This is a genomic window from Streptomyces pacificus, from assembly GCF_011766325.1.
Classification (GTDB): Bacteria; Actinomycetota; Actinomycetes; order Streptomycetales; family Streptomycetaceae; genus Streptomyces; species Streptomyces pacificus.
Genome location: NZ_BLLG01000005.1, coordinates 16232 through 31919, shown reverse-complemented (window position 1 = coordinate 31919; position 15688 = coordinate 16232). Strand labels below are relative to the sequence as shown.

Annotated in this window: 18 protein-coding genes; 8 read left to right on the top strand and 10 right to left on the bottom strand. The window is 70.9% G+C overall.

Annotation, left to right across the window (positions count from 1 at the left end):
* Nucleotides 1–60: 60 nt before the first annotated feature.
* A complete protein-coding gene (locus SCWH03_RS09925; protein WP_272491050.1) occupies nt 61–783 on the bottom strand; it encodes an aldo/keto reductase in 723 nt (240 codons plus the stop codon).
* Between the two features lie 47 nt (nt 784–830).
* Nucleotides 831–1379: an AAA family ATPase gene (locus SCWH03_RS09920; RefSeq protein WP_173263817.1), complete on the bottom strand. Its 549-nt coding sequence runs from the start codon at nt 1377–1379 to the stop codon at nt 831–833.
* 210 nt (nt 1380–1589) lie between these two features.
* Between SCWH03_RS09920 and SCWH03_RS09915 the strand changes: the two genes are divergently transcribed.
* A complete protein-coding gene (locus tag SCWH03_RS09915; RefSeq protein WP_173263816.1) occupies nt 1590–1850 on the top strand; it encodes a hypothetical protein in 261 nt (86 codons plus the stop codon).
* Between the two features lie 7 nt (nt 1851–1857).
* Here SCWH03_RS09915 and SCWH03_RS09910 read toward each other — a convergent pair whose 3' ends face one another.
* The 4 genes from SCWH03_RS09910 to SCWH03_RS28905 all read right to left on the bottom strand — a co-directional run bounded on the left by SCWH03_RS09910 (nt 1858) and on the right by SCWH03_RS28905 (nt 4090).
* Nucleotides 1858–2886, bottom strand: a complete 1029-nt coding sequence (locus SCWH03_RS09910; protein WP_173263815.1) for an NAD-dependent epimerase/dehydratase family protein — start codon at nt 2884–2886, stop codon at nt 1858–1860.
* 18 nt (nt 2887–2904) lie between these two features.
* On the bottom strand, nt 2905–3249 hold the full coding sequence (locus SCWH03_RS09905; protein WP_216854736.1) for a hypothetical protein: 345 nt from the start codon (nt 3247–3249) through the stop codon (nt 2905–2907).
* 98 nt (nt 3250–3347) lie between these two features.
* Nucleotides 3348–3656 carry a hypothetical protein gene (locus tag SCWH03_RS09900; protein ID WP_173263814.1) on the bottom strand — a complete coding sequence of 103 codons (309 nt, stop codon included), beginning with the start codon at nt 3654–3656 and terminating at the stop codon, nt 3348–3350.
* Nucleotides 3653–4090 (bottom strand): hypothetical protein, encoded by a 438-nt coding sequence (locus SCWH03_RS28905; protein WP_254076659.1) that lies wholly within the window; start codon nt 4088–4090, stop codon nt 3653–3655. The genes SCWH03_RS09900 and SCWH03_RS28905 overlap by 4 nt, the downstream gene beginning before the upstream one ends.
* Before the next feature lie 190 nt (nt 4091–4280).
* On the opposite strand from SCWH03_RS28905, the gene SCWH03_RS28900 reads away from it, so the two are divergent.
* The 6 genes from SCWH03_RS28900 (at nt 4281) to SCWH03_RS09875 (ending at nt 7655) form a co-directional block, all read left to right on the top strand.
* Nucleotides 4281–4445: a hypothetical protein gene (locus SCWH03_RS28900; RefSeq protein ID WP_254076658.1), complete on the top strand. Its 165-nt coding sequence runs from the start codon at nt 4281–4283 to the stop codon at nt 4443–4445.
* A 156-nt stretch (nt 4446–4601) separates the two neighbouring features.
* The gene (locus SCWH03_RS09890; protein ID WP_173263813.1) at nt 4602–4955 is read left to right on the top strand and encodes a PadR family transcriptional regulator; all 354 of its coding nucleotides are present in this window, start codon (nt 4602–4604) and stop codon (nt 4953–4955) included.
* Entirely contained in the window at nt 4952–5692 is a 741-nt protein-coding gene (locus SCWH03_RS09885; RefSeq protein WP_173263812.1) for a hypothetical protein, read from the top strand. The genes SCWH03_RS09890 and SCWH03_RS09885 overlap by 4 nt, the downstream gene beginning before the upstream one ends.
* 305 nt (nt 5693–5997) lie before the next feature.
* Nucleotides 5998–6132: a hypothetical protein gene (locus tag SCWH03_RS29595; RefSeq protein ID WP_272491049.1), complete on the top strand. Its 135-nt coding sequence runs from the start codon at nt 5998–6000 to the stop codon at nt 6130–6132.
* Entirely contained in the window at nt 6110–6310 is a 201-nt protein-coding gene (locus SCWH03_RS29845; protein WP_173263811.1) for a DUF397 domain-containing protein, read from the top strand. The genes SCWH03_RS29595 and SCWH03_RS29845 overlap by 23 nt, the downstream gene beginning before the upstream one ends.
* A gap of 208 nt (nt 6311–6518) precedes the next feature.
* On the top strand, nt 6519–7655 hold the full coding sequence (locus tag SCWH03_RS09875) for a LysR substrate-binding domain-containing protein (RefSeq protein ID WP_371872642.1): 1137 nt from the start codon (nt 6519–6521) through the stop codon (nt 7653–7655).
* 267 nt (nt 7656–7922) lie between these two features.
* Here SCWH03_RS09875 and SCWH03_RS09870 read toward each other — a convergent pair whose 3' ends face one another.
* Both SCWH03_RS09870 and SCWH03_RS09865 read right to left on the bottom strand, forming a co-directional pair.
* Nucleotides 7923–8192, bottom strand: a complete 270-nt coding sequence (locus SCWH03_RS09870) for a type II toxin-antitoxin system antitoxin (protein WP_371872656.1) — start codon at nt 8190–8192, stop codon at nt 7923–7925.
* The gene (locus SCWH03_RS09865) at nt 8138–9031 is read right to left on the bottom strand and encodes an SPFH domain-containing protein (protein WP_254076656.1); all 894 of its coding nucleotides are present in this window, start codon (nt 9029–9031) and stop codon (nt 8138–8140) included. The genes SCWH03_RS09870 and SCWH03_RS09865 overlap by 55 nt, the downstream gene beginning before the upstream one ends.
* A gap of 341 nt (nt 9032–9372) precedes the next feature.
* Between SCWH03_RS09865 and SCWH03_RS09860 the strand changes: the two genes are divergently transcribed.
* Nucleotides 9373–11670 carry a transglycosylase domain-containing protein gene (locus tag SCWH03_RS09860; protein ID WP_173263808.1) on the top strand — a complete coding sequence of 766 codons (2298 nt, stop codon included), beginning with the start codon at nt 9373–9375 and terminating at the stop codon, nt 11668–11670.
* A 199-nt stretch (nt 11671–11869) separates the two neighbouring features.
* On the opposite strand, the gene SCWH03_RS09855 is transcribed toward SCWH03_RS09860, so the two are convergent.
* Both SCWH03_RS09855 and SCWH03_RS09850 read right to left on the bottom strand, forming a co-directional pair.
* On the bottom strand, nt 11870–13351 hold the full coding sequence (locus tag SCWH03_RS09855; protein WP_254076655.1) for a catalase: 1482 nt from the start codon (nt 13349–13351) through the stop codon (nt 11870–11872).
* A 266-nt stretch (nt 13352–13617) separates the two neighbouring features.
* Entirely contained in the window at nt 13618–15501 is a 1884-nt protein-coding gene (locus SCWH03_RS09850; protein WP_173263807.1) for an ATP-binding SpoIIE family protein phosphatase, read from the bottom strand.
* Between the last annotated feature and the right edge of the window lie 187 nt (nt 15502–15688).

Here is a 15688-nt window from a genome sequence, read left to right as displayed (position 1 = left end):
GGGGCTATCAATCAAACGACCGGCGGTCCCTGAAAACCGCCGGTCGCCGAGGCTGTGTACCTAGTCGGATGTTGCCCGGAGGAGCTCCCGCGGGTGCGCGACCGAACTCGTGCCGGGAATGGGGGCCACATGATCGCCGAGGCCGAGTAGCCGTCGAAGGGCCTTGCGGAGGTCTTCTGCCTGCGTGAGGAGACCAGAACCCAGCGGCGCGTAGGGGACGTACGGGATGCCGCGCACTCGGCAGTGCTCCACGGTGGCGGTGTCGTCGGGCACGGCCGCGCTCAGCTTGTTCTGCACCGCCGCCACCTTGACGACGCTGGACGCGGTGTCGATCTGCTCTGGTGCCACCTTGGACAGCCCGACGTGGGCGATCTTCCCTTCCTGCTGGAGCTCGGCGAGCGTGCCGACCTGCTCCGGTAGTGGGACGGCCGGGTCGACGCGGTGGAGGTAGCACAGGTCGAGGCGGTCCACGCCCAGCCGGCGGAGGCACTGCTCGACTGTGGCGCGCAGGAACTCGGGCCGTCCGAGCGGCTTCCAAACGTTGCGCGCGGGTCTGACCATGCCCACCTTGGTGGCGATCAGTAGTTCTTCTGGGTACGGCCACAGGGCGCGGCGGATGAGGTGTTCGGCGGTGTGGGGGCCGTAGGCGTCGGCAGTGTCGAGGTGGGTGATGCCCTCGTCCACGACGGTATGGAGGAGACGTAGGGCGCGGTCGGTGTCGGGCGGGTCGCCCCAGGTGCCGGGGCCAGTCAGGCGCATGGTGCCGAAACCCAGCCGAGACACGGTCTTTCCGGCGATGGCGAGGGTTCCGGCCGGTCGAGTGCCGCCGGTCACCGGCCTGCCTCCGCCAGGGCTAGGGCAGCCTTTATGGTGGCGGACTGGTCGTCCGGGGTGTTGCCCATCCGTTGGTGCGGGATGCGCAGTTCGGTCAGAAGTCGGTGAAGACGGCGGTCGACGGCGGCCCGGTAGCCAAGGTCACGGTCTCGATGGTCACCGAGGGGAACGGCGGGGTCGAGGACGGTGGCGATGAGGAGCCCGTAGCCGCTGGCGTGGGCGGTGGCGAGAGCGGAGAGCCGCGCCACGGCGGCGGGGTCCGGTTCGCGGCGGGCCCGGTCGACGGCGGCGAGGTAGTAGGCCACCGGGTCGAGGGCGGAGCGGTCCACCGGGACCACGTCAGCGTTCAACGTGGCTTCGGCGGTGGCGGCGGCCGACGCGGCGATGAGCCACTCCGTGCATTCGGGCGTCTGCTGCTGCAACTTGGGGAACCCGCGCTCGGCGACACCGCCCGCCGACGCCTGGGGGCGATCGAGGCCCGTGCGTGCGGCTATCTCGGTGATGCCACCTCCGCTGGCCGGGCACTGGACGCAACGGAGAGCCATGGGCAGGGTCTCACCGACGAGTTGCACGACGAGGTGGCCGGGGAATTCGCCTTCTCTGGGGAGCGGCAGGCCATGTCCAACGCCTCGACCTGCCTCCTTCTCGGGGATGGCGAGCGAGCCGAAGTCGAAGCCAGTCGTGCCCTGGAGCTGGCGGGAAGTCGCCCGGCTGCTCGGCGGTCGCCGCGAGTGGTCGGCGGCGCCTCGGCCGACATGGCTGCCGCACGCTTGCTGCGCGGTGACCTGGATGGCGCGCACGCTGCCCTCGAACCCCTGTGGGAGGTACCGCAGGCCCAGAGGACGACAGGTCTTCTCGTGCGCACGGCCAGGGTGCGCCGCGCCCTGACGATGCAGCGCTACCAGGGAGCGGCACTGGCCAACGAGCTCGGAGAACGGATCGAGGACTTCACCCGTCTGTCCGCTGGCCACCAGCTCGGAACCGGGTCCGGACCCCTGGCAGCGCTGGAAGCCTGACTTCAGTTCAGGCCGTCGGCCCCGGGAGGGAAGCGAGGATCTTGGCCTCCTTCTCGGGGCTGACTCCGTGGTCCGCCCAGCGCGGATGATCCACAGGGCGGCCCGCCGACTGCCACCAGGCCCACGTGTCCGCGATCGTGTCCCGAAGCGGGCGGCAGTGGAGGCCAGATGCCACCGCCCGATCCGAATTGACCAGCCAGACACCCGCATGGGTACGCCAGAGGGGCATCTCGGTCCACTGCTTGACCCCGCACTCCGCCAGCACCTCTGGCTGTGTCCACACAGGGCGTCCCGCCCCACCGGTCACCTCCAGACAGGCCTGAACGAAGTCCGCGAAGGTGATCCCGGTCGGATGCGCGATGTTGAAGGCACCGCCGCCTGTCGATGCCGCTTGATCCACTGCGAAGGCTGCCACGTCACGCACGTCCACTGGCTGGATCAGGCGGTCAGCCGGAGCGGGAACGACGATGGGACCGCCCCGGTGAGCACGAGTGAGCCACCAGGGAAGTCTGCCCACATACTCAGCAGGCCCTAGGATCACCCCCGGCCGCAGAAACACCGCACGATCTCCGAGGGCCTCGACCACGGCCTTCTCCCCGCCGGCCTTCTGGAAGCCATATTTGGTCGGGGAGCCGTCCTGCCCGGTGAACCCGTACGATTCGTCGGCGTCGGCCGGGCATTCCAGAAGCGGTGACTCCTCGGTCAACGCACTGTGTGGCCAGTCTGCGTAGACGGACACGGTGGAGAGGTGCACCCAGCGCGCCGTCTGCGCACTCAGAGCGCTGGCGGAGAGTTGAACGACGCGCGGGGGCAGTTCGGAGCTGGACGTGTCGATCACCGCGTCCCATGGGCCGTGGGCGGCCAGCAGGCGCAGGTCCGCGGGGACGGTCCGGTCACCGTGAACCCTCTCCACCCCCGGCACCGGCTCGCCCGACAACCCCCTTGTGAAGGTCGTCACCCGCCACCCCCGGCGCAGTGACTCGGCGACAACTTCCCTGCCCAGGAACCATGTACCACCCATGACCAAGATGCGCATGGGGGTGATCCTGCCGCCTCACACCGCGTGGGCAAAGGAGCTGCTCCAGCACGGAATGCACTCCGGCTGTGGCTGCTCGATATCCCCTTGAGGATGCAGATCGTCGTACCCATCCACGTAGTCGCGCCCGTTCAGCCAGGACGCGAGCTTGCCGACTCCGCGTTCGAGCCGGTAACGCACTGCCCGGTCGGTCACGGAGTCGCGGGCCGCGATCAGAGCGTCCGGCCAGTCGAGGGCGAATCGAAGGAACAGGGCTCGGCGCTCGCCGAGTTCGAGAGGACAGCCCGCCCAGGCTCGGCGGATGTCGGCGAGGTGTGCGAACAGTGTGTCCGCGGCCCGCTTGTCGACGCTTCCCTTGGGCATGTCCGCGTCCGGGGCGGCCGGGTTCCGCAAGCCGTACGCGGCCTCTGGGGACCACACGGCCGGAAGGAGGTGCTCGACAATTCGGCGATCGTACGCACTCACAGGAGTCCCCTCGCCGCCCCGTTCAGGGCGACCTCGTAGGACAGGTGCCGTGACTGGTGGCGGAGGTCCGTGAGCCACGCGTTCCGGATCTGCTGACACAGCCAGCGGTGCAGGAGGCCGGGACCGGCCGCGAGCATCTCGCGCGCTTCGCCGGCCTTCTCGGCGACGATGAGGGCCGCTTCCTGCCGGGCGTCGTCCCGCTCCAGGGCGAGCCCGTACTCCGTGCCGAACTTGCGGGCCACCACGTGGATCACGCGCTGAACCTGCGGGTCGTCGAGGAGAGCCCAGTCGTGGGAGCCGCTCACCGGACCACTTCCTTCACGGGGGTGTGGCCGTCCTTCGTCACGGCGACGACCAGGCCCGGCGCTCCGGTCGTGCCCTTCGCGTGCCGCCACCACGTCGATTCGCTCTCCATGGCTGGGGGCTGGATGAACGTGCGCGGTCCGTCCGTGTCCACGAACTCGTGGTGGAGGTGACCGGCAAGGAGAGGGTCGGCCTGGTGCATCGCGGACGCCTTGTTGAAGGCTTGCCCCTTCCACCAGTCGAAGTGCCGGCCGGGCCTCCACTGGTGCCCGTGGGCGTGAGCCGCGGTCGTGCCCGAGCAGTCGACAACCACGGTCAGTTCGTCGGTGTCCGGCACGTAGAACTCGATGTGGCCGAAACGCTCGGCATCGAGCGCCAGAGCGTCGCGTACGGAGATCAGGGACTCGGTGTCGTGGGAGTCGTCGTAGCGCGTCACCCCTTGGCCTGCGATCCTGACCGCCCTCGCCGTGGTTGCCGGGCACGGCGGCCATCGACACTCGGGAGGCGAGCGGCGCCATCGTCAGGGCACCGTGCAACATGACGCGCCGGGTAAGGCGGATCTGCTCCGTGAGCGTCAGCGAGGTCCGCCAGGTGTTCGAGCCGTTCTGCGACACGAAGCCCTCGACGTGATCGCCGAGCCACCCCATGTGGACGTGCCCGATGTCGAAGCGCTGCCGGTATATGTCCAGGAGCTCGGCCGCACGGTCGATGCACTCGATCGTGCGCTTCAGGGTGCCCGCCGGGCCGTCGCCGTCCGCCTTGCCGAACTGAACCGCCCCGACCCGGAGTGAGGATGAAACGGGGCAGGCCCTATATCACGGTGCTGGGCCCGGCGTGACACTTCGCCGCGCTTGGCGATCATGAACGGCAGTTTCTCGGGACGCATGATCGCGATCCACGGATAGCTAGCTTGCCGTGCATGAATCTTGCTGTGTAAGGTACTGCCCATGGAGGAGACGTCGGTTCCACGTGCCCAGTGGCTTCGCGGTGTGCTGGACATGTGCCTGTTGGCCCTGATGGCGCAGGCCCCGGTTTATGGATACGAGATGACCGTCCGGCTCGGTGAGGCAGGTCTGGACGTCGCCGACGGGTCGATCTATCCGGCACTGGCGCGGTTGCGCAAACGCGGCCTGGTCGAGGTGGAGCGTCGCGCGGGGGACAGCGGTCCCGCGCGGACCTACTACAGGCCGAGCGAAGCCGGTTCGCAGCTGCTTCGATCCTGGAGTCATGACTGGAGCGGTTTCACCGCGAGTGTCGGCTCCATAGTCACGCCCGTCACACACAAGGAATCAGAACATTGAGTGCTCAAGTCATCCAGGACATCACCTCCCAGGCCCGGAAGACCTGGCGTCGGCTCGGGGTCGACGAACGGACAGCCTCGGAGATGGCCGAGGAACTGACTGCCGATCTGACCGCTGCAGCGCTCGACGGCCAAGATGTCAGGTCGTATATCGCGGGTGATGTGGAAGTACTGGCCGCCTCCTGGGCCGTCGAACGGGGGCTGGTGGCCTCGCGCCGGCGTCTGAAGGAAACGGCACTCGCCGCGGCCACCGGAGCTGTCTTGCCGGCCCTGGCCGCCATGGCCTTCTGGTGGGTGGGCTGGTCCCGGATACTCGACTGCGGTTTCGAATCTGTGGCGACCAGGTCTGACGGGAGCCTGCAGCAGGCGCAACAAGTCTGCTCCAATGCCGGGGTTCCCCTGATGTGGGCGGGATGGGGTGTGTGCCTCTTCGCCGCCTTCTTCACGATTCGACTCAGCGTGGCCAGGGCGCTGCGACGCCATCTCGACCCGGCGCGAGAAGCAACGGTACGGAGCCTCACCAGGTCTCTGCCCGCGATCCTGGCGACGGCGGCCTCGCTCGGCTGGGCGGTCGGCGTCCCCTGGGTGGCGTACCTGGATGCCCACGACTACGGGTTCGGGTACTACAAGCTCATGTACCTCCTCCCCGTGGTGCCGATCGTGATGGTGGGCGCCGTGGTCTCCGGCGCCTGCTGGACACGACACCGGACCTGCCGACCCGTCAAGGCGACGAGCTGACAGGGCCTTCGATCCGGCGCTCTGCCTGTGAGCCCACGCTCGGCCAGGCCAGGCCAGGCCGGACCGCGGGACGAGGACAGGACCTCCTGTGGTGATGGGGCTGTCTGAATCTCCCCACCCTGGCGGGCGAATCCGGACCTCGTTGACCACGGCGACCGTCTGGGGAGCAAAGAGCACACCTGGCCTGCGTTCCGCGTATTGAGGCGGGACTGTTGAGTTGCCCGGTTCGTTGATGGGGTGTGGCTGAGGCCGGGGATCCCCGGCGGGTGGCGCCGGCGGGGTGGGAAGTGGTGCGGTTGCGGGTTGTGGCCGTGTTGGAGTCGGGGCAGGTGAAGGGTTACCGGCAGGCGGCTGCGGTGTTGCAGGTCGCGGAACGGTCCGTGGGCACCTGGTGGCGGGCCTACGTCCACGCCCGCCATGTCCGCTACACCATCGGGTAGGCGACTGAATAGTTCCGCCTCACTGGCTGCGTCGAGGTGGCCGACAACGACCCGGAGCGGGTCATGGTTCGAGACAGTTCGAGACACGAAGCGCCGCGGCGGTGGAACCTTGGCGCTCCCGCCGTCGTCCTGGGCATCGTTCGTGAAGTTCGCGGCAGGGGGCAGGCTGCCGGGGTGAGAGCGGCGAGGAGAGGGCCTGCGGTTCTCGTAGGCGCTCGTCCCCTTCGTGTACGGGTTCGACCACATCGGCGACGAGCGCCTTCCGCACCGCACGATGCCTGAGCAGAAGTGAACGGCCGTGGTGTCGTGCTTCCCGCTCTTGAGGCGCTCAGGGGGCCTCCGGGGGGTGGGACCCCACCCTGGCGCAGAGTGCATTGATCGCGGAAATGGCTAGACTGACCCGCTGTGATCGGAGGTGGTTATCAGTGAGGGCGGTGAATCCGGTGAAACGGGGCAAACAGCCCAGTCTGGCTCAACTTCGCGCCTTCGCCGCCGTCGCCGAGCATCTGCACTTCCGGGATGCGGCCGCCGCGATCGGGATGAGCCAGCCCGCCCTGTCCGGAGCCGTGTCGGCGCTGGAGGAGGCGCTGGGCGTCCAGCTGCTGGAGCGTACGACGCGGAAGGTCCTGCTGTCGCCTGCCGGCGAGCGGCTCGCGACCCGCGCCAAGGCGGTCCTCGACGCCGTCGGTGCACTGCTGGAGGAGGCCGAGGCGGTGCGCGCGCCCTTCACCGGCGTACTGCGGCTCGGGGTGATACCGACCGTCGCCCCCTATCTGCTGCCGAGCGTGCTGAGGCTGGTCCACGAGCGCTACCCGGAACTGGACCTCCAGGTCCACGAGGAGCAGACGTCGTCGCTGCTGGAGGGGCTTGCGGCGGGCCGGCTCGACCTGCTGCTCCTCGCCGTACCGCTCGGGGTGCCCGGGGTGGACGAACTGCCGCTCTTCGACGAGGACTTCGTGCTGGTCACGTACGGCGGCCACTGGCTCGGCGGCCGCGAGGGCATTCCGCGCGACGCGCTCAGGGAGCTTCCGCTGCTGCTGCTCGACGAGGGGCACTGCCTGCGCGACCAGGCCCTCGACATCTGCCGGGAGGCGGGCCGCACGGACGGGGCGCCGGTCACCACTACCGCCGCCGGACTGTCCACCCTGGTCCAGCTGGTGGCGGGCGGACTGGGGGTCACCCTCCTGCCGCACACCGCCGTCCAGGTCGAGGCCGGCCGTAATCCGGCCCTGGCCACCGGCTACTTCGCGGACCCGGCCCCATCGCGCCGGGTCGCCCTGGCGATGCGCTCGGGGGCCGCCCGCCAGGGGGAGTTCGAGCAGTTCGCGGGCGCGCTCCGGGAGGTACTCCAGGACCTTCCGGTGCGCGTGCTCCACGACGGCGGACGCTCCGCGGCGGGACCCCTTCGGGGGGAACCGGGCCTACCGGCGGTGGTACCGGTCGTACCGGTCGTACCGGCGGTGAAACCGGGCGGCGTCCCGGCGGCCGAACCGGGGTCGCCGGCCGGGGCGGCGGTGGAGTGAGGGCCGTCGCCGGAGCGCGACGCCGTCACCCGCCGGTCCTGTGCTGACCTGCTGACCCCCGGCGGTACCGCCCGCTCGGCGGGCGTGGGCCTTCCGGTGGCGCCGCCCCCTCGGCAGCGCCGACGCCCCGGGTTCCGGCCCGCACCGCCCGGCCGCGCCGCCCCGCGTTCCCGTCGGACCGGCCGGCCGGACCTTCCGCCGCTCGGATCTTCCGCCGCTCGGCGTCCGGCCGGTCTGCCCGGGGAGGTCTCCCGGGGAGGCGTCCGGCTACTCCCCGGACGGATCCTCCGATGCCGGCGGCCGCCCCCGGCGGGGGATCGGTCTGACGCCGCCGGGGAGCCGGTTCGCGTCCGACAGGGCCCGGCGCAGCAGGAACTCGATCTGGGCGTTGGCGCTGCGCAGCTCGTCCGAGGCCCAGCGCGCCAGCGCGTCGTAGACCGCCGGGTCGAGCCGCAGCAGCACCTGCTTCCGTTCGGAGGGAGTCACTGGTAGAGCGTGCCCGTGTTCAGGACGGGCTGCGCCGCGCGGTCCCCGCAGAGCACCACCATCAGGTTCGAGACCATCGCCGCCTTGCGTTCGTCGTCCAGTTCCACCAGGCCGTCCTCGGTGATCCGCGCCAGCGCGGCCTCCACCATGCCGACCGCGCCGTCCACGATCTGCCGGCGGGCCGCGACGACGGCCCCGGCCTGCTGCCGCTGGAGCATCGCCGAGGCGATCTCCGGAGCGTACGCGAGGTGCGTGAAGCGCGACTCGACGATGTGGACGCCTGCGGCCTCCACCCGGGCGCGCAGTTCCAGGGCCAGCTTCTCGGTGATCTCCTCGGCGTTGCCGCGCAGCGACAGCCCGTCCTCGTCATGGGCGTCGTACGGGTACTCGATCGCGATGTGCCGCACCGCCGCCTCGGTCTGGGTGGAGACGAACTCCCTGAAGTCGTCCACCTCGAACATCGCCTGCGCGGTGTCCTCGACCCTCCACACGACCACCGCCGCGAGTTCGATCGGGTTGCCGTAGGCGTCGTTGACCTTGAGCACCGCGGTCTCGTGGTTGCGGATCCGGGTCGAGATCTTCGCCCGGGTGGTCAGCGGGTTGACCCAGCGCAGCCCGTCCGTGCGGACCGTGCCCCGGTAGCGGCCGAAGAGCTGCACCACCCGGGCCTCGCCCGGGGCGATCATGTTGAGCCCGCTCATCGCGAGTGCGGACGCGACCACCACCAGTGCCCCGCACAGGAACAGCAGGGCCTTCGCGGCCGTCGCCGCCACCGAGGCGCCCGTCGTCATCAGCAGCACACCGGCCGCGAGTCCGGCCAGGCCGAGCAGCAGTGCCAGGCCGCCGCCGATGCTGTACGCGGCGAACTCCCCGACTCGGGGCCGGGGCATCTCGGGCGCTTCGCGGTGGTGTGGGAGAGATGTGCTGGTAGCAGGCATGTGCGCCCCCGTCCCCGGGGCCGAGAGCACGGCCCCGCTTGCTAGCAATGTGCTAACACATTAATTCACCTCGCAACCCTGCGCACCCCTCGTGAGTCGGTTCCTTTGAGGCGGGTGCTGATTCTCACGTCCGGAAAAGACCGGATCGATAGCCCTTTGTCTGTACGACCGGTGTTAGTTTTCAGAGCTGATCTGGCGACGACCGCCGGCGTACTGCACGACGGCGGCCGGTGGTCGGCGACCGGAGACGAGCGCGGAGACGAGCGCGGAACAGAGAGCGGAGCAACGGAGCGATGGGCCGAGCGGAAGCGCGGAGGGCCCGGCAGCGCGACACGCGCCGGGTGGGCAAGGGCGGGGGCATACGGCGCTTCCTCACCTGGAGAAGGCTGCTGGGTGCCTTCTTCACGGTCTGCCTGCTGGGCATGGGCGCGCTGTTCATCGTCTATCTGCTGGTGCCGGTCCCCACGGCCAACGCGCAGGCCGAGAAGGAGAGCAACGTCTACAAGTACGCCGACGGCTCCCTCCTCGCCCGCACCGGAACGGTCAACCGCGAGATCGTCGGCCTGGACAAGATCCCGGACGATGTCGAGAAGGCCTTCGTCGCCGCCGAGAACAAGAGCTTCTACCGGGACTCCGGCATCGACCTGATGGGCACCGCCCGCGGTGTGTTCAACACCCTGACCGGCGGAGGCAAGCAGGGCGGCTCGACGATCACCCAGCAGTACGTCAAGAACTACTACCTCAACCAGGACCAAACGGTCACCCGCAAGCTCAAGGAGCTGGTGATCTCGCTGAAGGTGGACCAGCAGAAGGGCAAGGAGGAGATCCTCGCCGGCTATCTGAACACCAGCTACTACGGGCGCGGCGCCTACGGCATCCAGGCCGCGGCCCAGGCGTACTACCGCAAGGACGCGAGCGAGCTCACCGTCTCCGAGGGCGCCTACCTCGCCGCCCTGCTCCAGGCCCCCAGCCAGTACGACTGGGCGGTCGCCTCGCCGACCGGCAAGAAGCTGGTGAGCGAGCGCTGGAACTACGTCCTGAACAACATGGTCGAGCAGAAGTGGCTGGACGCGTCCACCCGTTCGGGCCTGGAGTTCCCCGTGCCGGAGGAGCCCAAGGCCGCCCCGGGCATGGAGGGGCAGACCGGCTACCTGGTCAAGGCGGCCAACGCCGAACTCGCCGGACGCGGCGTCAGCGAGGACCAGATCGAGGCCGGCGGCTGGACCATCACGCTCAGCATCGAGAAGAAGCGGCAGGACGCCCTCGTCGAGGCCGTCGACGAGCAGCTGGAGCAGAAGCTCGACCGCGACGCCGACGAGCGCGACGCGACCGTCCAGGCCGGCGCGACCTCCGTCGACCCGGAGAGCGGCAAGGTCGTCGCCCTGTACGGCGGGATCGGTGCGACCGAGCACTGGATCTCCAACGCCACCCGCCGGGACTACCAGCCCGCCTCCACCTTCAAGCCCATCGTGCTCGCCACCGCCCTGGAGGCCGGGGCGCAGACCCAGGACGGCCGGCCGATCGGACTGGAGACGATCTACGACGGCACCAGCAAACGCCCGGTGGAGGGCAGCGACACGCCGTTCGCGCCGGAGAACGAGGACGACCGCAGCTATGGGCCCGTCACCGTCCAGAAGGCCACCGACAGCTCCATCAACTCGGTGTACGCCCAGATGATCGTGGACGTCGGTCCCGGCAAGGTGAAGGAGACCGCGCTCGGCCTCGGCATGCGGGACGGGGACGGCTGGCCGGAGCGGCCCGCGATGTCGCTGGGCACGATGGGCGCCTCGACCTGGGACATGGCCGCGGTCTACGCCACCCTCGACAACCACGGCGAGAGGGTCACGCCGTCGATCGTGGAGGACGCCACGCACCGGACCCGCGAGGTGGGGCCCGCGACCGAGGGCGGCGGCCGCGTCATCAGCCGGGAGGCGGCCGACACCGTGACCCAGGCCATGACCGGCGTGGTGCGCGACGGCTCCGGCCGCAACGCCCAGGGCGACTACCAGGCGGCCGGCAAGACCGGTACCTCGGAGAACAACCGCTCGGCCTGGTTCGTGGGCTACACGCCCGAACTCGTCACCGCCGTCGGCCTGTTCGGTGAGAACCCCGAGGGCGGACAGGTCACGCTGACCGACACCGTCAACGAGGGCCGGGCCAACGGCGGTGGCGTACCGGCCCTGATCTGGCAGCACTACACCACGGGCGCCCTCGGCGGCGGCTCGGACCGGCGGTTCGACCTGGAACTGCGGCAACCGGTGCCGGAGGCGCCCCCGGCGAGCCCGAGCACGGCGCCGTCCGAGAGCGAGGAGTCCGAGGAGCCCTCCGAAGAACCGTCGGAGTCGGAGGAGCCGGACGACACCCCGAGCGAGGCGCCCGAGCCGTCGCCGTCGGACGACGGGCCCACCCTGCCGGATGACACGGCCGGCACCACGGAGGGCACCGACAGCGGTACCACCGAGGGCGGCGGGGCCGACTCGGGCACCACGGAGGGCGGCGAGAGCGACGGCGGTGCCACCGACGGAGGCACCGCGGAGGGCACGACCGACGGGGCGACGGGCGGCATACCGCCCTGGTCGAGGAGCGGCTGACGCGCGACGGCCCCGGGCGGCCGGGCCATGCACCTCGGTGCACGGCCCTGGCCGCCCGGCCGTGGTCCTCGCGGCGGGGAGGGCGGGGCCGTCGACCGCGCGCGGCCGGTCCCCGGGCCCGGACGTGCGGGCGGCCCGAGTCCCGGCCCGAGAGTCCCGGCCTGAGAGTCCCGGCCCGGGTCCCGGCCCGAGTCCCCGGTCAGCCTCCGTTGACCTCCTGGGAGATCCGGTCGCCGATCTCCTTGTCGACGTTGCGCCAGTACTGCACGGCGCGGTCCAGCACCGGCCGGGAGACGCCCTGCTTCAGATGGCCGCTGACGTTCGACACCAGCCGCGAACGGGCGGCGTCGTCGAGGACGTGGCGGACCATCGTGCCCGCCTGCCCCCAGTCGTCGTCCTCACGGTGCAGCCGGTACGCCTCGCGTACCATCTCGCCGGCCGTCGCCCACCCCGCGGGGTCGCCGAAGCGGCCGAAGTCGGCGTCCGGACCGCCGTAGGAGTTGGGGGCGTACGGCCGCGCCGGGTACGACGGCGCGTACCGCATCGGGCCGTCCTTGGCGTACGAGTTCACCGGCGCGTGCGGCCGGTTCGGCGGCAGCTGGGCGTAGTTGGGGCCGATCCGGTACCGGTGGGTGTCCGGGTACGAGAACAGCCGGCCGAGCAGCATCTTGTCCGGTGAGGGACCGATGCCCGGAACCATGTTCGACGGCTCGAAGGCGGCCTGCTCGATGTGGACGAAGTAGTCCTCCGGATTCCGGTTCAGCGTCATCCGGCCGACGTCGATCAGCGGGTAGTCCCCGTGCGGCCACACCTTCGTCAGGTCGAAGGGGTTGAAGCGGTAGTCCGCTGCGTCCTCGAACGGCATGATCTGGACCTTCAGGGACCACGAGGGCGCGTCCCCGGCCTCGATCGACTCGTACAGGTCGCGCCGGTGCCGGTCGGCGTCGGAACCGGCGAGGCCGTCGGCCTCCTCCTGGGTGAGGAAGTCGATGCCCTGATCGGTCTTGAAGTGGTACTTCACCCAGAACCGCTCGCCGGCGCCGTTGATCCACATATAGGTGTGGGAGCCGTAGCCGTTCATGTGCCGGTAGGTCTTCGGGATACCCCGGTCGCCCATCAGCCAGGTGACCTGGTGCGCCGACTCGGGGGAGAGGGTCCAGAAGTCCCACTGCATGTCGTTGTCGCGCAGCCCGGTGACCGGATGGCGCTTCTGCGACCTGATGAAGTCCTGGAACTTGATCGTGTCGCGTACGAAGAAGACCGGCGTGTTGTTGCCGACCAGGTCGTAGTTGCCGTGCTCGGTATAGAACTTCAGGGCGAATCCGCGGGGGTCGCGCCAGGTGTCCGGGGAGCCCTGCTCACCGGCGACCGTCGAGAAGCGGGCCAGCATCTCGGTGCGCCGGCCCGGCTGGAACAGGTCCGCCTTGGTGAACTGGCTCACGTCTTCGGTGACTTCGAAGAAGCCGTACGCGCCGGAGCCCTTGGCGTGCACCACCCGTTCCGGCACGCGCTCCCGGTTGAACTGGGCCATCTTCTCGATCAGATAGTGGTCCTGGAGAAGGATCGGGCCGTCCGGCCCCACGGTCAGCGAGTGCTCGTCGCTCTCCACGGGGATGCCGTGGCTGCTGGTCGTGTACGGCGCTTTGGGGGGTGACTCGGTCACGAGCGTCCTCCCGTTCATCGAGGGAATGTGGTCGCATCGGCCGTGTGCCCCAGTCAACTCCTCGCATGCGAAGACGGCAACTTTGGACTCGATCCGGCTTTCGCCCCGGTCGGGATGGCTGGCGGCCCCGGACCGGCCTTCAGGCGGCCGGGCCTCCGGACGGCCGGGCCTTCAGGCGGCCGGGCCTTCAGACGGCCGGGCCTTCAGACGGCCGGGCCTCCGGACGGCCCCCGGAGGGCCGCGCCACCGGTCGTCTGCCGGGCGGCCGGGCCGCCGGGCGGCTCTCAGATGACCAGCTCGAACCAGACGACCTTGCCGGTGGACAGCCGGGTCGCCCCCCACCGTCTGGCCAGCCGGTTCACCAGGAACAGCCCGCGGCCGCCCTCGTCCGTGTCCCTGGCCCGCCGCTGGCGCGGCAGCTGCGGCGAGTCGTCGCCGACCTCGCAGCGCAGCATGTCGGTGCGCAGCAGCCGCAGCGTCACCGGTCGCTCGGCGTACCGCACCGCATTGGTCACCACCTCGCTGACCAGCAGCTCCACCGAGTCGGACAGCTCCTCCATGCCCCAGCGCGCCAGTGCCCTGCGGGCCAGCCGGCGGGCCCGACCCGGGGCGGAGTCCTCCGGCTCCAGGAACCAGTAGGCGACGTCACTCGGTGCGATCCCGTCGAAACGGGCCGCGAGCAGGGCGATGTCGTCGTCCCGGTCACCCGGGCCCAGCATGTCCAGCACGTCGTCGCAGAGCGCCTCCAGCGGCGGCGAGTGGTCGGAGCCGGTGAGCTGCGCCGTCGCGGCCAGCCGCTCCCTCAGCTGCTCGATGCCGGTCCACACGTCCCGCAGCCGCGACTCCACCAGCCCGTCGGTGTAGAGGAGCAGGGTGGCCCCGGCGGGCGCGTCCAGCTCCACGGCCTCGAAGTCCACCCCGCCCACGCCGATGGGAGCGCCCGGCGGCACCCGCAGGACCTCCGCCCGACCGCCGAGGTGCAGCAGCACCGGTGGCGGATGGCCGGCGTTGGCGATGGTGATGCGGTGCGCGACCGGGTCGTAGACCGCGTACAGGCAGGTCGCCATGCGGTCGGTGCCGAGCCGCTGGGCCTGTTCGTCGAGATGGTGCAGCACCTCCTGCGGCGGCAGGTCGAGACCGGCCAGGGTCTGGGCCGTCGTCCGCAGCTGGCCCATGATCGCGGCCGATGTCATGGAGTGGCCCATGACGTCGCCGACGACCAGCGCGACCCGGCTGCCGGGCAGCGGGATGGCGTCGTACCAGTCGCCGCCGACCCGCGCGGTCTCCGCGGCCGGGAGATAGCGGGAGGCCAGCCGTACACCGGTCGGCTGCGGCAGCCCCTCGGGCAGCATCGTGCGCTGCAGCTCGTCCGCGATGTAGGCCTCGCGGCCGTACAGGACCGCCTTGTCGATGCCCAGCGCGGTGTGCGTCGCCAGCTGGGCGGCCACCAGCAGGTCGTCCGGCTCGAAGGCGGGCCGGTCGGGACGGCGCAGGAAGATCGCGGCGCCGGTGACCCGGCGACGGCCCCGCAGCGGTGCCAGGACCGACCGGTGCCCCGCGGGCAGGGTCCTGCCGTCGCCCAGCAGCTCGGGCAGCGCCGCACGGGCGGCGGCCGAGTCGCCGAAGACGGGACGCACGCCGCGCAGGACCTCGGCCAGCGCGCCGCCCGCGATCACCTCGCACAGCTCGGCGGCCGGCGCGACCTCGGCCGGCGCGCCGAGCACCGGCACCGGGAAACCGCCCAGCAGGGCGCTCTCGGTGTCCTCGTCCGCTAAACGGAGCCGGTCGGTCCGCCGCAGTCGCAGCACGAACGGCTCGACGGGCCGCTCGTCGCCCACCGGCAGCGGGTCCCGCAGATACACGAGGATGGCGTCGGAGAACGTGGGGACGGTGGCCCGGCACAGCCCGAGCACGATCTCGTCCAGGTCTATTCCGCGGGCGATCCTCCGGGTGGCCGCACCGACGAACCGCAGCCGGTCGCCGTCGCGGCGGGCCGGCCCCGCTGCGTCCCCCGGCGGGGACGGGGGTGCGGGCGGCTGCGGCGGGACCGCGGCGGCCGCTGCCGGCCGGGAGGCATGGGCGGCGGCCTCCTGCCGCGGCCGGGTGCGCTCCTGCGACCGGGCGGCGACAGGCTGCCGGCCTTCGTGGGAGGTGGGATGCTCCGTCACGCCTGGGATTCCGTCCGTCCGGGCCGGTGGTACGAGGCTGGGAACCGTCCTGCCGAGCCCGCCGGGCACGGCACGACCGCGGCGCCCCGGTTCCCGGGTGCCGCCTGGTGCCTCCGGGGGCGTTGACGATCGTGGCTGCGCCGCGGTTCCCCGGGCCGCCGGGCGAACGAGCCCGCGGCCCGGGACG